14 protein-coding genes, 2 tRNA genes and 2 rRNA genes (1 of these 18 running past the window's edge) are annotated in these 15,687 nt (G+C 35.4%); 5 read left to right on the top strand and 13 right to left on the bottom strand.

The features are described 5' to 3' along the window. Positions 1 to 2 precede the first annotated feature (2 nt). The 8 genes from ABNT22_RS16395 to pdxA form a co-directional block, all read right to left on the bottom strand. The gene (locus ABNT22_RS16395) at positions 3 to 563 is read right to left on the bottom strand and encodes a YeeE/YedE family protein (protein ID WP_348714083.1); all 561 of its coding nucleotides are present in this window, start codon (positions 561 to 563) and stop codon (positions 3 to 5) included. Continuing rightward, the gene (locus ABNT22_RS16390) at positions 563 to 1,801 is read right to left on the bottom strand and encodes a 3-deoxy-D-manno-octulosonic acid transferase (protein ID WP_348714084.1); all 1,239 of its coding nucleotides are present in this window, start codon (positions 1,799 to 1,801) and stop codon (positions 563 to 565) included. Before ABNT22_RS16390 ends, ABNT22_RS16395 begins: the two co-directional genes overlap by 1 nt. Positions 1,802 to 1,871: 70 nt before the next feature. After that, the gene (gene accC, locus ABNT22_RS16385; RefSeq protein ID WP_348714085.1) at positions 1,872 to 3,212 is read right to left on the bottom strand and encodes an acetyl-CoA carboxylase biotin carboxylase subunit; all 1,341 of its coding nucleotides are present in this window, start codon (positions 3,210 to 3,212) and stop codon (positions 1,872 to 1,874) included. Positions 3,213 to 3,301: 89 nt separating this feature from the next. Further along, entirely contained in the window at positions 3,302 to 3,796 is a 495-nt protein-coding gene (gene accB, locus ABNT22_RS16380; RefSeq protein ID WP_348714086.1) for an acetyl-CoA carboxylase biotin carboxyl carrier protein, read from the bottom strand. A gap of 25 nt (positions 3,797 to 3,821) precedes the next feature. After that, the gene (locus ABNT22_RS16375) at positions 3,822 to 4,817 is read right to left on the bottom strand and encodes a beta-ketoacyl-ACP synthase III (protein ID WP_348714087.1); all 996 of its coding nucleotides are present in this window, start codon (positions 4,815 to 4,817) and stop codon (positions 3,822 to 3,824) included. Between the two features lie 154 nt (positions 4,818 to 4,971). Then, positions 4,972 to 5,166, bottom strand: a complete 195-nt coding sequence (gene rpmF, locus ABNT22_RS16370) for a 50S ribosomal protein L32 (protein WP_299106911.1) — start codon at positions 5,164 to 5,166, stop codon at positions 4,972 to 4,974. Positions 5,167 to 5,174: 8 nt separating this feature from the next. Continuing rightward, on the bottom strand, positions 5,175 to 5,711 hold the full coding sequence (locus ABNT22_RS16365) for a DUF177 domain-containing protein (protein ID WP_348714088.1): 537 nt from the start codon (positions 5,709 to 5,711) through the stop codon (positions 5,175 to 5,177). 73 nt (positions 5,712 to 5,784) lie between these two features. After that, entirely contained in the window at positions 5,785 to 6,819 is a 1,035-nt protein-coding gene (gene pdxA, locus ABNT22_RS16360; RefSeq protein WP_348714089.1) for a 4-hydroxythreonine-4-phosphate dehydrogenase PdxA, read from the bottom strand. A 58-nt stretch (positions 6,820 to 6,877) separates the two neighbouring features. Between pdxA and ABNT22_RS16355 the strand changes: the two genes are divergently transcribed. Next, the gene (locus ABNT22_RS16355; RefSeq protein ID WP_348714090.1) at positions 6,878 to 7,465 is read left to right on the top strand and encodes a riboflavin synthase; all 588 of its coding nucleotides are present in this window, start codon (positions 6,878 to 6,880) and stop codon (positions 7,463 to 7,465) included. An 85-nt stretch (positions 7,466 to 7,550) separates the two neighbouring features. Here ABNT22_RS16355 and ABNT22_RS16350 read toward each other — a convergent pair whose 3' ends face one another. The 5 genes from ABNT22_RS16350 to thrS form a co-directional block, all read right to left on the bottom strand. After that, the gene (locus tag ABNT22_RS16350; RefSeq protein WP_348714091.1) at positions 7,551 to 8,135 is read right to left on the bottom strand and encodes a hypothetical protein; all 585 of its coding nucleotides are present in this window, start codon (positions 8,133 to 8,135) and stop codon (positions 7,551 to 7,553) included. Positions 8,136 to 8,215: 80 nt separating this feature from the next. After that, the gene (gene rplT / locus ABNT22_RS16345; protein ID WP_299106922.1) at positions 8,216 to 8,560 is read right to left on the bottom strand and encodes a 50S ribosomal protein L20; all 345 of its coding nucleotides are present in this window, start codon (positions 8,558 to 8,560) and stop codon (positions 8,216 to 8,218) included. A 94-nt stretch (positions 8,561 to 8,654) separates the two neighbouring features. Next, positions 8,655 to 8,852 carry a 50S ribosomal protein L35 gene (gene rpmI / locus ABNT22_RS16340; RefSeq protein ID WP_028891165.1) on the bottom strand — a complete coding sequence of 66 codons (198 nt, stop codon included), beginning with the start codon at positions 8,850 to 8,852 and terminating at the stop codon, positions 8,655 to 8,657. A 39-nt stretch (positions 8,853 to 8,891) separates the two neighbouring features. Then, positions 8,892 to 9,410, bottom strand: a complete 519-nt coding sequence (gene infC / locus ABNT22_RS16335) for a translation initiation factor IF-3 (protein WP_348714093.1) — start codon at positions 9,408 to 9,410, stop codon at positions 8,892 to 8,894. 73 nt (positions 9,411 to 9,483) lie between these two features. Further along, positions 9,484 to 11,424 carry a threonine--tRNA ligase gene (thrS, locus tag ABNT22_RS16330; RefSeq protein WP_348714092.1) on the bottom strand — a complete coding sequence of 647 codons (1,941 nt, stop codon included), beginning with the start codon at positions 11,422 to 11,424 and terminating at the stop codon, positions 9,484 to 9,486. A 745-nt stretch (positions 11,425 to 12,169) separates the two neighbouring features. On the opposite strand from thrS, the gene ABNT22_RS16325 reads away from it, so the two are divergent. The 4 genes from ABNT22_RS16325 to ABNT22_RS16310 all read left to right on the top strand — a co-directional run. Continuing rightward, a 16S ribosomal RNA gene (locus ABNT22_RS16325) occupies positions 12,170 to 13,690 on the top strand. A gap of 78 nt (positions 13,691 to 13,768) precedes the next feature. Continuing rightward, a tRNA-Ile gene (locus tag ABNT22_RS16320) sits at positions 13,769 to 13,842 on the top strand. A gap of 93 nt (positions 13,843 to 13,935) precedes the next feature. Continuing rightward, positions 13,936 to 14,009 (top strand) — tRNA-Ala (locus tag ABNT22_RS16315). Positions 14,010 to 14,165: 156 nt separating this feature from the next. Continuing rightward, positions 14,166 to 15,687: ribosomal RNA gene (locus ABNT22_RS16310) — 23S ribosomal RNA — on the top strand (it continues 1,346 nt past the right edge of the window). Together the 16S and 23S rRNA genes with 2 tRNA genes alongside form the textbook arrangement of a ribosomal RNA operon.

Genomic DNA, 15,687 nt, shown 5'->3' with positions numbered 1-15,687 from the left:
TACTAACCGAAAATTAAAGGAAATAATAACCAAATCATTACAATTCCACCAATAAAAAAGCCAATAACAGCAATTAAAGAAGGTAGTTGTAAGCTACTTAAACCAGTAATCGCATGACCTGAAGTACACCCACCTGCATACCTTGTTCCAAAACCTATTAAAATACCAGCTACTAATAATATTGAAAAGCCTTTTAAAGTAAGCATGTTTTCAATACTAAATAATTCGTTGGGAACATATGAGTTTCCAGCGTTGTGAAATCCTAAATTGCTTAAATCTTCGATAGTTTTAGGGTTTAGATCAATAGAAGTACCGTTTGAAAGGAATTGGGAAGTTAAGAAACCACCAATTACTAAACCGACTAGAAAAACAAGTGACCAATCGCGTTCTTTCCAATCCTTTTTAAAATAATCCGAAACCTTTCCTGCTCCTGCAATGGTACACATGGTTTCAAGATTAGTAGAAACACCGAAGTTTTTACCAAAGTAAAAAAATAAAAAAAGCACAATTGCTATTAATGGTCCCGAAATATACCAAGGCCAAGGGTTTAATAGTAGATCCATTATAATATATCTTTAAGATGTGTTAGGATTTTTTGAGTGGCACCAACATTATTTTTTATATACTGTTGATTTGTATTTCCCATCTTAAATCTTAACTCATTGTCGTTCTTTATCGATGCAAAGGTAGTCGTTAATTCTATTTTATTTGTAACAATTGTTGCACTACCTAATTCAAGTAAATCATTAGCTTCTTTAAACTTCTGGTATTTATTGCCTCCAAAAACAACAGGAATACCATATGTAGCTGGTTCTAAGATGTTATGTAGTCCAGTTGCCAATCCGCCTCCAACATAGGCTATATCACCATAAGCGTAAATTTTAGTTAATAGTCCTATAGTATCAATAATAAAAACTTGAAATTCTTTTAGGTTAACGTTGTCTTTTTCAGAAAACAAAACAGTTTTTTTAGAAAGCGAAGAAGTAAGTTCTTTTATTTGGTTCAATTTAATGTTGTGAGGTGCAATAATAAATTTTTCATCGGTGGAAGTTGTGTTATTAATATAGTCAACTAAAAGTTCTTCATCTTCTTTCCATGTACTTCCGGCAACCAAGGTATATTTATTGTTTTTAAAATCTTCTATAAAATCTAGCGTATTATCTTGTTGAAGAATTTCATAAACTCTATCAAAACGAGTATCACCTGAAACGGTAACATTATTAAAGTTAATAGAGTTCAATAATTTTTTAGATTCTTCATTTTGAACAAAGAAATGATTAAAAGCAGAAAGTTTATTTTTCATAAATGAACCATAGGATTTAAAAAAAGATTGTTTTTTTCTAAAAATTCCTGAGATCAATAATGTAGAAGTATTGGTGTTTTTAAGTTCTTGTAATAAATTTGGCCAAAATTCATATTTAACTATAATTGCTAAAGTGGGATGAAGTTGCTTTATAAACTTCTTAACGTTAGATTTTGTATCTATAGGTAGGTAGCATATAATATCTGCTAATGGGTAGTTTTTACGAATTTCATATCCGGAAGGCGAAAAAAAGCTAACCACAACTTTATAGTTGGGGTATGTTACTTTAATGTTTTCAATAATAGGTCGAGCCTGTTCAAACTCTCCTAAAGAGGCAGCATGAATCCATACAACTTTATCTTCTTTTTTAATGCTAGATAGTTTTGAAAAAGTTTCTTTTCTACCATGAGCAAATAATTTTATTTTATGATTAAATAAAGCTATTATAGGTAACAGTAAAGAAATAAGATGTAAAAAAAGATTGTATAGGAAACTCATGATGCAAATGTAGGAAATAAAAAAAATCAGTGAGTTTTACTCACTGATTTTTATGTATATCTAAGACTAATTATTTTTTAATTTGAAAATCTTCCATGAACTTGGTAGTGTAATTTCCAGCTACATAATCAGGATGATCCATTAATTGTCTATGGAAAGGAATAGTAGTTTTTACTCCTTCAATTACATACTCATCTAAAGCACGTTTCATTTTATTAATAGCCTCTTCTCTAGTTTGAGCAGTAACAATTAATTTTGAAATCATTGAGTCGTAGTTTGGAGGAATCATATAACCAGCATAAACATGTGTATCTACTCTAACACCATGACCTCCTGGTGCATGATAAGAAGTGATTTTTCCTGGTGACGGTCTGAAGTCGTTAAAAGGATCTTCAGCATTAATTCTACACTCAATTGAATGTAATTGAGGATAGTAATTTTTACCAGAAATAGGCACGCCAGCAGCTACTAAAATTTGCTCACGAATTAAATCGTAATCAACTACTTCTTCAGTAATTGGATGTTCCACTTGAATACGAGTATTCATTTCCATAAAGTAGAAGTTACGGTGTTTATCTACTAAGAATTCAACCGTACCTGCACCTTCATATTTAATGTATTCTGCAGCTTTAACAGCAGCTTCTCCCATTGCTTCTCTCAATTCATCAGTCATGAAAGGAGAAGGTGTTTCTTCTGTTAATTTTTGGTGACGGCGTTGTACAGAACAATCTCTCTCAGATAAATGACACGCTTTTCCATAAGAATCTCCAACTACTTGGATTTCGATATGACGTGGCTCTTCAATTAATTTTTCCATATACATTCCGTCGTTTCCAAAAGCAGCTTTTGCTTCCATACGAGCAGAATCCCATGCGTCTTTTAAATCTTCTTTTTTCCAAACAGCACGCATTCCTTTACCACCACCACCAGCAGTAGCTTTTAACATTACAGGGAAACCAGCTTCAACAGCTAATTGCTCACATGTTTCATAATCAGGAATAATACCATCAGAACCAGGAATACAAGGTACACCAGCAGCAATCATGGTTGCTTTAGCTGTAGCTTTATCTCCCATTTTTTCAATCATTTCTCCAGTCGCACCAATAAACTTAATTTCGTGCTCTTCACATAACTTAGAGAATTTTGCGTTTTCAGATAGGAATCCATATCCTGGGTGAATTGCATCTGCATTTGTGATTTCAGCAGCAGCAATAATTCTGTCCATTTTTAAATAAGACTCACTACTTGGGGCAGGTCCAATACATACAGCTTCGTCAGCAAATTTAACATGTAAACTTTCTGCATCAGCTTTGGAGTATACAGCCACTGTTTTAATCCCCATTTCTTTACAGGTTCTAATTACACGCAGTGCAATCTCACCTCTATTGGCAATTAATATCTTTTTAAACATATTTTTAGAGTTTTAGTTTACAGTTTAAAGTTTAAAAGTTGAAACATAAGTAAATGTTCAACTTTTAATCTCTAAAATATAATGTTTAATTATGATGGATCTACTAAGAATAAAGGTTGGTCGAATTCTACAGGAGAAGAATCATCTACTAAGATCTTAACAATCTTACCAGATACTTCAGATTCGATTTCATTGAATAACTTCATAGCTTCAATGATACATACAGTATCACCAGCTTTGACAGTACTACCAACTTCAACAAACATTGGTTTGTCTGGAGATGGCTTTCTATAAAAAGTTCCAATAATTGGAGACTTAATAGTTAAATATTTAGATTCGTCATCTGCAGCAGGTGCTTCAGTTGCAGGAGCAGCAGGAGCTGCAGCGGCAGGTTGAGCTACTGGCACAGGAGCAGCTGCTATTTGAGGGGCAGCAGCTACAGGAGCAGCTTGAATAATAGTTGTTTCTGGTGTAGAACTACCTGTTTTAATGGTGATTTTTACATCTTCCATTTCTAACTTTACTTCGCTTGCACCAGACTTTGCTACAAACTTTATAAGACTTTGAATTTCTTTAATATCCATTTCCTTAATTTATTAGTTGTTCGGTTTATGAGTTATAAGCCCATTTTAAGTAAATAGCTCCCCAAGTGAAGCCTCCACCAAATGCGGCAAAAATTAAATTATCTCCTTTTTTTAACTCTTTTTCATAGTCTGCAAGTAATAATGGTAAAGTAGCAGAAGTAGTATTTCCGTACTTATGAATATTCATCATTACTTTGTCATCTTCAAGCCCAACTCTATTTGCTGTAGCTTCAATGATTCTTTTATTAGCTTGGTGTGGAACTAACCACTGAATTTCTTCTTTTGTTAAGTTGTTTCTAGTTAACATTTTTTCGGCAACATCAGCCATGTTAGAAACAGCAAATTTAAATACCGTACGACCTTCTTGATGTACAAAGTGTTGTTTGTTCTTAAGAGTTTCCTCTGAAGGAGGTAAAATAGAACCTCCTGCATCTATTTTTAAAAACTCTCTACCAATACCATCACTTCGTAAGTATTCATCTTGAAGACCTAATTCATCTTCATTAGGTTCAAATAATACAGCTCCTGCACCATCTCCAAAGATAATACAAGTTGCTCTATCAGTGTAATCTATAATTGAAGACATTTTATCTGCTCCAATTAAAAGTACCTTTTTATAGCGCCCACTTTCTATGTAGCGAGCTGCAGTAGACATTCCATATAAAAAACTAGAACAAGCGGCTTGTAAATCGTAAGAGAACGCATTCACAGCTCCAATCTTTGAAGCTGTATATGCTGCTGTAGAAGCAACAGGCATATCTGGAGTAGCAGTAGCCAATATAACCATATCTATATCTGCTGGGTCTATACCTGACTTTTCAATCAGATTTTCAGCAGCTCTAATAGCCATAAATGAGGTTCCTGCTCCCTCTTCTTTTAAAATTCTTCTCTCCTTAATACCAGTTCTACTAGTAATCCATTCGTCGTTAGTATCGACCATAGTCTCTAACTCTTGGTTGGTTAGAGCATATTCGGGGATGTATTTTCCTACTGCTGTTATAGCTGCAGATATTTTAGTCATAGTTGTTTGTTTGTTGTAAAACTAGTTTTCAAAGTAATGAAAATTATTTCACTTTTTTGGGTAAAAAAAGTCAAAAAACTTCATTTTTTAACATAAAAGCATAAAAAAACCCTCAAAAGGAGGGTTTTTTTATTTTTTTGACTAACTATAAAAATTAAGCCTCAGCTGCAGCAGTTTCTAAAACAACTTGACCTCTGTAATATAATTTTCCTTCGTGCCAGTGAGCTCTATGGTATAAGTGAGCTTCTCCAGTTGTTGGGTCAACAGCTATTTGAGGAATAGAAGCTTTATAGTGAGTTCTTCTCTTGTCTCTTCTAGTTTTAGATATTTTTCTCTTTGGATGTGCCATTTTATATCTTATTTATCTGTTAGTAAATTCTTTAATTTATCCCATCTAGGGTCTGTTGTTTCTTCAACAACAGGTTTTTCTATTTTTGGTTCTAATTCTTTGAGTTTCTTCAAAGCTTCAGAATTTAAAGTTCCATCGGTAACTCCTGGATGTATCCTTTTAGAGGGTACAGATAGAACAATCAATTCGTAAATATACTGCGCAATGTTAATTTGGTATTCTTCAAAAGGAAGAATCAGAATTTCTTCGTTTTCATCGTTAAACTCTGGTCCAAATTTTACTATCAACGGTAAACTACCTTCAATCTCTTGGTCAAATAACTCTCCTGTTAGATCGCACGGAATATTAACTGTACCTTTAATATTAAAGTTTAATTCAATCAATGAACTTTTCTTATTAAAATCTACAGTTGCTTTTACAGCAACGTTATTGTATTCTTGAAATTGAAATGCTTCAAAGAACTTGTTTTCAATTTGATAATCGAATAAATGATTTCCTTCTTTTAATCCCACAAAAGGGATGTTAAATTGTTTTAAGTCTTTCATCTACAACATCAATTTGAGCGTGCAAAGATATAAAAAAGTTTTTTACTTTTATGCTTTGCTTAAAAAAAATCAACTATTTAACTTTCAACGAGTTTTTAGTTAAATTTAGATATTCTTTTCTGTTTTTGTAAATATGAATTGCAGTAAATAAAGCTTCTTGAAAAGAAGCTGAATTAGCTTTGTTTTTTCCTGCAATATCTATACCGGTACCGTGGTCAGGTGATGTTCTTATTTTGTTAAGTCCAGCAGTATAATTTACACCATTGCCAAAAGATAAAGCTTTAAAAGGAGCTAAACCTTGATCGTGATACATCGCTAAAATGCCGTCAAATTGTTTGTAAGTTTTAGCACCAAAAAAACCATCAGCGGCATAAGGTCCAAAAACTAATTTTCCATCTTGCTTTATTTCATCTATTGTTGGACGGATAATTTCATCATCTTCATTACCTATTAAACCATTATCTCCACAATGAGGATTTAATCCCAACACGGCTATTTTAGGTTTGTTAATATTAAAGTCTTGCTTTAATGTTTTATGCATAATGTTAACCTTATCTTTAATAAGTTCAGGAGTAATAGTCTCACTTACTTTAGAAACAGGAATGTGTCCAGTTATTAAACCTATTCGTAGCTCTTCACTCATTAAAATCATTAGGCTTTTACCTTCGAACTCATTTTCTAAATACTCAGTATGTCCTGGAAATGTAAATTCTTCAGATTGAATATTGTCTTTGTTAATGGGTGCAGTAACTAAAAGATCAATGGCGTTCTTTTTTAAAGCATCTGTTGCAGAGCTTAATGATTTAAAAGCATAGGTTCCACCATGAGCAGTGTTTTCACCTAAATTTATTTTTACTTCTTCTTTCCAAGCATTCAAAAGATTTATTTTGTTATGCGCAATTTTATCGAGAGAAGTAATGCCATGTACATTATTCTTAAGGTTTAAGGCTTTTTTATGATAGGAAACTAATTTGTTTGAGGCAAATATAACTGGAGTACAAAACTCAAGCATTCTCTTATCTTCAAAAGTTTTTAAAATAATTTCGATGCCTATTCCATTAATGTCTCCAACAGAAATCCCAACAATAATTTTGTTTGATTTATCCATAGTTTCCTTTCGTAAAGTTGTATTTTTGATGTGAACAAAAGTAGTTAAAAATTAGATAATGTTTACAGGTATTATTGAAACTCTTGGAGTTGTAACTAATTTAGAGAGAGAGCAAGAAAACTTACACATAACTGTTAAGAGTGAAATTACATCAGAACTTAAGATAGATCAAAGTGTAGCTCATAATGGAGTATGTTTAACAGTAATAAATATTGAAGGGAATGAATATGTTGTTACTGCTATTAAAGAAACCTTAGATAAAACAAATATAGGAGAGTTAAAAATTGGTGACAATGTAAATCTTGAAAGAGCAATGAAGTTGGGAGCAAGGTTAGATGGACATATTGTGCAAGGACATGTTGATAAGACTGGTAAATGTACAAATATTAAAGACGATAATGGAAGTACCGTTTTTACATTTTCATATGAGTTTGATGGTTCTAATGTTACTATAGAAAAAGGATCCATTACCATTAATGGAGTTAGTTTAACTGTAGTTAATTCAAAGAAGAACCAATTTAGTGTTGCTATTATTCCATATACTTTTGAACATACTACATTCAAGAACTTTGAGGTTGGAAGTAAAGTGAATTTAGAATTTGATGTAATTGGTAAATACGTGGCGAGATTAACCCAGTTTAAGTAAGCTAAACATCAAAATAATATACATAAAAAAAGCAACATGATATTTCATGTTGCTTTTTTTATGTTAGTTAACCGACGTAATTTTTTTAAACTCCGCGTTGTTTGTTAATTTCATCTTGAAGTTGTCTTCTCAACTTTTGTTCTCTTTCAATAGCTTTCTTTTTGTGAGCCTCGAATTCTTCTTCTGTTGCTAGTAAAGAGTTTCTAGTTTCTTTTGTAACAGCGTTACTGTTGTTAAATTTATAAACAAAAAAAGCAAGAGCAGAAAAAAGACCAATGATAATACTCCATAGTAAGGTGTTGTAGGTTCCTTTTTGTAACTGAATTCCTAGAACAGAAATGCTGTCTTCCTTTGCTATAGAAGTAGATAAATCAGAATTCAATTTATCAATTTTGGCTTGTAGTCCTTTGATAGATCCTAGGTGTTGATTGATTTGCTTTTCTTTATTGGTAATGCTCTTTTTTAAAGTTTTAACAGAATCAAGTGTGCTTTTTTGTAAAGCTAAAAAATCATTTTTCTTTACAACCTTATAAATTTGATAATTGTTAGATTTTTTATAAAGCTCTTTAAATTGGTTTTCTACAGTGTTAGGTGTATTTGGAGTTTCTTGAGCGTTACTACTTATAGTGCCCAGTATAACTGCTAATGCTAAAATCTTAATAGCTTTCATTTTTTCTTAATAAAGTGTTTGTCTAAAAAAACCCAAACGTAAAAGTTTGGGTTTTTAGTATATAAGCAAGTGTTTTAAACTTATTTTACTTTTTCTACAATGGCCTTAAAAGCTTCTGGATTGTTCATAGCTAAATCAGCTAAAACCTTACGGTTTAATTCGATATTGTTAGCTTTTACTTTACCCATAAACTGTGAGTAAGACATTCCGTGTTGACGAGCTCCAGCGTTAATACGTTGAATCCATAACGAACGGAAGTTTCTCTTATTGTTTTTACGGTCACGGTATGCATATTGCATTGCCTTTTCAACCGCGTTCTTTGCTACTGTATAAACGTTTTTTCTACGTCCAAAGTAACCTTTTGCTTGCTTCAAGATTTTCTTTCTTCTATTTCTTGAAGCTACTGAATTTACTGATCTTGGCATAATTCAAAATGTTTTTGTAGTGGGCGTCTTATTTAAAAGCACTTGTTGGGCCCAACTCCATGGTTAATAATTAATTTTACTACCTAGCTAACAATTATTTTAATACTAATTGTTGCTTAATGTTAGCTTCGTCAGACTTATGTACTAACGTTGCGTGTGTTAATGCAAGCTTACGTTTCTTAGACTTCTTTGTTAAGATATGACTCTTAAACGCGTGCTTTCTTTTAATCTTTCCAGAACCAGTTAACTTAAAACGTTTTTTGGCACTAGATTTAGTTTTGATTTTAGGCATCTTTGTTTATCGTTTTATCTTGCTTATATGTTTTATATACTACTTTACCTTTTTAGGTGCAATAAACATAATCATACGTTTACCTTCCAATTTAGGCATTTGCTCCACTTTACCATATTCTTCTAGCTCTTGTGCTAGTTTTAATAGTAAAATTTGACCTTGTTCTTTAAATATAATAGAGCGACCCTTAAAGAAAACAAAAGCTTTTAATTTAGCTCCATCTTGTAAAAATTTAATGGCGTGTTTTTTCTTAAATTCATAATCGTGCTCATCTGTTTGAGGACCAAAACGAATTTCTTTAACAACAACTTTAGTTGCTTTAGCTTTTAAAGCTTTGTCACGCTTTTTTTGTTCATACAAGAACTTTTTGTAATCAATAACTTTACAAACAGGAGGAACAGCTTTAGGAGAAATCTCTACTAAATCTAATTCAAGTTCTTCGGCAATTTTTCTAGCTTTAGAAAGTGGATACACTCCTACTTCTACGTTATCACCTACTAAACGTACTTCATCAACGTATTTGATTTTTTCGTTGATTCTGTGTTGATCTTCCTTAATGATTCTGGCGGGTCTACGTCCACCTCTTCTTTTAATTGCTATGGCTTATAAATTTTAAATTATTATTAAACTATTAAAAAGGAACTAGTACCTTTTGAATTTCTTCTTGAATTAAAGATACAAATTCTTCAATTGAAAAAGTTCCTAAATCACCTTCTCCATGCTTTCTAACAGATACTGTGCCATTTTTTTCTTCTTGCTCACCAACAATTACCATAAAAGGTATTTTGCTAACTTCTGCATCACGTATCTTTCTGCCTGTCTTTTCGTTACGGTCATCTATGAGGGCGCGAATTTCGGAATTTTCTAACAAAGTTAAAACTTTTTCTGAATAATTTTGATATTTCTCACTGATTGGCAGTATAGTAACTTGCTCTGGAGTTAACCAAAGTGGGAATTTACCACCTGTATGTTCTAATAAAACTGCTATAAACCTTTCCATAGAACCAAAAGGAGCTCGGTGAATCATAACAGGTCTGTGTAATTGATTGTCTGATCCTTTATAAGTAAGGTCAAAACGTTCAGGTAAATTATAATCTACTTGAATAGTCCCAAGTTGCCAGCTTCTACCTAAAGCATCTTTAACCATAAAATCTAACTTTGGTCCATAAAAAGCAGCTTCTCCTTCTTCCACGACATAGTCTAGTCCTTTGTCTTTTGCTGCATTGATAATTGCTTGTTCTGCTTTTTCCCAGTTTTCAACTGAACCAATGTATTTGTCAAGATTGTCCATGTCTCTTATAGAAACTTGTGCAGTAAAATCTTCGAATCCAAGTGAACTGAAAACATAAAGCACTAAATCGATTACATTTTTAAATTCAGAATCTAATTGATCTGGTGTGCAGAATATATGAGCATCATCTTGTGTAAAACCTCTTACACGAGTTAATCCATGAAGTTCTCCACTTTGTTCGTATCTATATACCGTACCAAATTCAGCAAAACGTTTTGGTAAATCTTTATATGAATAAGGTTTGTGATTGTAAACTTCACAGTGGTGAGGACAGTTCATTGGTTTTAGTAAGAATTCCTCATCAGCTTTAGGAGTTGTGATAGGTTGAAAACTATCTTCTCCATACTTAGCATAATGACCTGAAGTAACGTACAATTCTTTTTGCCCAATATGTGGAGTCATGACCATTTCATATCCGGCTTTTTTCTGAGCATCCTTTAAAAAGTCTTCTAGTCTACTACGTAGTGCAGCTCCTTTTGGAAGCCATAGAGGTAATCCTTGACCAACTTTTTGAGAAAAAGTAAATAAATCTAATTCTTTACCAAGTTTCCTGTGGTCACGCTTTTTAGCTTCTTCAAGTATCTCTAAATACTCTTTTAACTCTTTTTGTTTAGGGAATGAAATTCCATAAACACGAGTCAACTGATTGTTGTTTTCATCACCACGCCAATAAGCACCAGCAACGTTCATTATTTTTACTGCTTTTATAATTCCAGTATGAGGAATATGTCCTCCACGACATAAGTCAGTAAAGTCACTATGATCACAAAAAGTAATGTCACCATCTTCTAACCCTTCAATTAGCTCAACTTTATATTGGTTGTTTCGCTCTTTGTAATATGCTAAAGCATCTGCTTTGGAAATTGAACGCATTTTGAATTCTGCTTTTTCACGGGCTCTTTCTAAAAATTGCTTTTCAATTTTTCCAAAATCCTTATCAGAAATTGATTCTTCTCCAAAATCTACATCATAATAAAAACCATTATCAATTGCAGGACCTATAGTAAGTTTTGCATTTGGGTAAAAATCTAAAATTGCTTGAGCTAATACGTGAGCAGATGAATGCCAGAATGCTTTTTTTCCTTCTTTATTATTAAAGGTATATAATGTTAAGGTACCATCTGTGGTTAAAGGTGTGGTTGTTTCAACGGTTGTTCCATTGAAATTTGCAGAGATAACATTTCTAGCTAACCCCTCACTTATACTTTTGGCAACATCCATAGGTGTACTGTTGCTTTCAAATTCTTTAACGTTTCCGTCAGGTAATGTAATTTTAATCATTATACTTTATTATATAGTTATACGTAATTTCCTTACAAGTGGAAATTTTGAAGCGCAAAGATATTGTAAAACGAATTTTTGTACAATATATATGTATAATGTTTTTCTGATGTTGGGAAATACAGGCGAGATAAGATTGTTTTTAAAAATATTTTGACTTGTTGTTATTGGTTTTTAAGTAGTTAGTTTTTTAGTTTAAAAAAAGGTTTAAAAAGGTGTTGTGGGATTAAAAAAAGGTCGTATGTTTGCACCCGCAATCGCAAAACGGATAGTGTTTAGAAGATTGCAAAGTTCATTAAAATAGGATATGTGAAGGGTTAAGAAAGGGTTAAAAAATAGTTTAATTTTTTCTTGTTTAATCGGAAATAAAATAGGTAACTTTGCAGTCCGTTTTAAAAACGAAAGTTCGTTGAAATAGTGTAAAAATAAACTTCAAAAATTTTAAAAATATTTTTGTCAGATTAAAAAGAGTTTATATATTTGCACTCGCTTTTAAAAAGAGCAAAAGTTCAGAGAGATTTTGGAATGATTTAAGACAAATCAACTAGTTCGATTCTAGTGTTTCTACAAAGAGGTTAAGTTGAAGATACAATGAGATTATTTGTGATTTAGAGACTAACCAAGTTCATTGAAAATATTGAAATTGACAGCGTAATTAAAGAGTAGAATTACCACGGCGACCTAATTTAGGTTAGGTTACCAAAAATTCTTTTGAAGCTTAACATTTAAAATTATTAAAGATTTTACAATGAAGAGTTTGATCCTGGCTCAGGATGAACGCTAGCGGCAGGCTTAACACATGCAAGTCGAGGGGTAACAGAGAAAAGCTTGCTTTTTTGCTGACGACCGGCGAACGGGTGCGTAACGCGTATAGAATCTGCCTTGTACAGGAGGATAGCCTTTAGAAATGAAGATTAATACTCCATAATATTGGGAAGTGGCATCACTATCTAATTAAAGATTTATCGGTACAAGATGACTATGCGTCCTATTAGCTAGATGGTAAGGTAACGGCTTACCATGGCAACGATAGGTAGGGGGTCTGAGAGGATTATCCCCCACACTGGTACTGAGACACGGACCAGACTCCTACGGGAGGCAGCAGTGAGGAATATTGGTCAATGGAGGCAACTCTGAACCAGCCATGCCGCGTGCAGGAAGACTGCCCTATGGGTTGTAAACTGCTTTTATACGGGAAGAAACTTACTCACGTGTGGGTAACTGACGGTACCGTAAGAATAAGCACCGGCTAACTCCGTGCCAGCAGCCGCGGTAATACGGAGGGTGCAAGCGTTATCCGGAATCATTGGGTTTAAAGGGTCCGCAGGCGGTCAATTAAGTCAGAGGTGAAATCCTACAGCTTAACTGTAGAACTGCCTTTGATACTGGTTGACTTGAGTCATATGGAAGTAGATAGAATGTGTAGTGTAGCGGTGAAATGCATAGATATTACACAGAATACCGATTGCGAAGGCAGTCTACTACGTATGTACTGACGCTCATGGACGAAAGCGTGGGGAGCGAACAGGATTAGATACCCTGGTAGTCCACGCCGTAAACGATGGACACTAGTTGTTGGAATTATTCAGTGACTAAGCGAAAGTGATAAGTGTCCCACCTGGGGAGTACGATCGCAAGATTGAAACTCAAAGGAATTGACGGGGGCCCGCACAAGCGGTGGAGCATGTGGTTTAATTCGATGATACGCGAGGAACCTTACCAGGGCTTAAATGTAGAGTGCATGATCTAGAGATAGACTTTCTTCGGACTCTCTACAAGGTGCTGCATGGTTGTCGTCAGCTCGTGCCGTGAGGTGTCAGGTTAAGTCCTATAACGAGCGCAACCCTTATCGTTAGTTGCCATCAAGTAAAGTTGGGGACTCTAGCGAGACTGCCGGTGCAAACCGCGAGGAAGGTGGGGATGACGTCAAATCATCACGGCCCTTACGTCCTGGGCTACACACGTGCTACAATGGTATGGACAATGAGCAGCCACTATGCGAATAGGAGCGAATCTATAAACCATATCACAGTTCGGATCGGAGTCTGCAACTCGACTCCGTGAAGCTGGAATCGCTAGTAATCGGATATCAGCCATGATCCGGTGAATACGTTCCCGGGCCTTGTACACACCGCCCGTCAAGCCATGGAAGTTGGGGGTGCCTGAAGTCCGTCACCGAGAGGAGCGGCCTAGGGTAAAACTGATAACTAGGGCTAAGTCGTAACAAGGTAGCCGTACCGGAAGGTGCGGCTGGAACACCTCCTTTCTAGAGAAAGATGGTGAGTTACAAAAGAGGTAATTTACTCTTTGCTGTTAATTTTAAAAAAAAGACTAAGATCTTAATAGTCTCGTAGCTCAGCTGGTTAGAGCGCTACACTGATAATGTAGAGGTCGGCAGTTCGAGTCTGCCCGAGACTACTATTTTAATTAAGGTCGAAGTAAGGAAATTCTAGAAGTTGGGTGAGAGTGTTAAGTAACTTAATCGCTCATGAGGCTCCTCTTACTAGAGAAGGGGAATTAGCTCAGCTGGCTAGAGCGCTTGCCTTGCACGCAAGAGGTCACCGGTTCGACTCCGGTATTCTCCACGAGGTTTTTATAACCTAAAGTTCATTGACATATTGGTAAAATGATATCGTAAAGAATCAAGATAGAGAGTTAGATAAATATCTAACGAATTATTTTTATAAAAATATAAAGAATTATAAAGAGCTCGTTCTAGTGTAATGCTAGAGCAAAAAGTACAATAAGCTAAATAAGGGCGTATGGCGGATGCCTAGGCTTTCAGAGGCGAAGAAGGACGTGATAAGCTGCGATAAGTAACGGGGAGATGCACATAATTTATGATCCGTTAATTTCCGAATGGGGCAACCCGGCATGTTGAAGACATGTCACCGAAAGGAGCAAACCCGGAGAACTGAAACATCTAAGTACCCGGAGGAAGAGAAAACAATAGTGATTCCGTTAGTAGTGGCGAGCGAACGCGGATTAGCCCAAACCTAATTTGTTACGGCAAATTGGGGGTTGTAGGGCTGCGACATTAGAATCTAAGTGAACTAGAATAGTTTGGAAAGACTAACCAAAGAGAGTGATAGTCTCGTATAGGTAAACGAAGAGGATATAGCAGTACCCTGAGTAGTGCGGGACACGTGTAATCCTGTATGAATCTGCCAGGACCATCTGGTAAGGCTAAATACTCCTGAAAGACCGATAGTGAACTAGTACCGTGAGGGAAAGGTGAAAAGAACCCTAAGTAAGGGAGTGAAAGAGAACCTGAAACCGTACGCCTACAAGCGGTCGGAGCACATTTACTGTGTGACGGCGTGCCTTTTGCATAATGAGCCTACGAGTTACTGTTACTAGCAAGGTTAAGGATTTAAGGTCCGGAGCCGAAGCGAAAGCGAGTCTGAATAGGGCGCAATTAGTTAGTAGTAGTAGACGCGAAACCGAGTGATCTATCCATGGGCAGGTTGAAGCTGTGGTAACACACAGTGGAGGACCGAACCAGTTGACGTTGAAAAGTCTTTGGATGACCTGTGGATAGGGGTGAAAGGCCAATCAAACTCGGAAATAGCTCGTACTCCCCGAAATGCATTTAGGTGCAGCGTTGAGTAAAAGTTTTATAGAGGTAGAGCTACTGATTGGATGCGGGGGCTTCACCGCCTACCAATTCCTGACAAACTCCGAATGCTATAAAATGTTTCTCAGCAGTGAGGGCATGGGTGCTAAGGTCCATGTCCGAGAGGGAAAGAACCCAGACCATCAGCTAAGGTCCCCAAATATATACTAAGTTGAATAAACGAGGTGGAACTGCTTAGACAGCTAGGATGTTGGCTTGGAAGCAGCCATTCATTTAAAGAGTGCGTAACAGCTCACTAGTCGAGCGGTTCTGCATGGATAATAATCGGGCATAAGTATATTACCGAAGCTATGGACTTAATAAAGTGGTAGGGGAGCATTCTATATGTGCTGAAGGTGTGCTGTGAGGCATGCTGGAACGTATAGAAAAGAAAATGTAGGCATAAGTAACGATAAAGGGGGCGAGAAACCCCCTCACCGAAAGACTAAGGTTTCCTCAGCGATGCTAATCAGCTGAGGGTTAGTCGGGACCTAAGGCGAATCCGAAGGGAGTAGTCGATGGACAACAGGTTAATATTCCTGTACTTCTTATAAATGCGATGGGGTGACGGAGTAATGAACCCGCCGCGAGCTGACGGAATAGCTCGTTGAAACACGTAGGTATTGGGACTGTAGGCAAATCCGCAG

The sequence above is a fragment of the Tenacibaculum sp. 190130A14a genome (genome assembly GCF_964048965.1).
Taxonomy (GTDB): domain Bacteria; phylum Bacteroidota; class Bacteroidia; order Flavobacteriales; family Flavobacteriaceae; genus Polaribacter; species Polaribacter polynesiense.
Note: the sequence above shows the minus strand (reverse complement) of the source record. Positions and strands in the feature narration are given on the sequence as shown.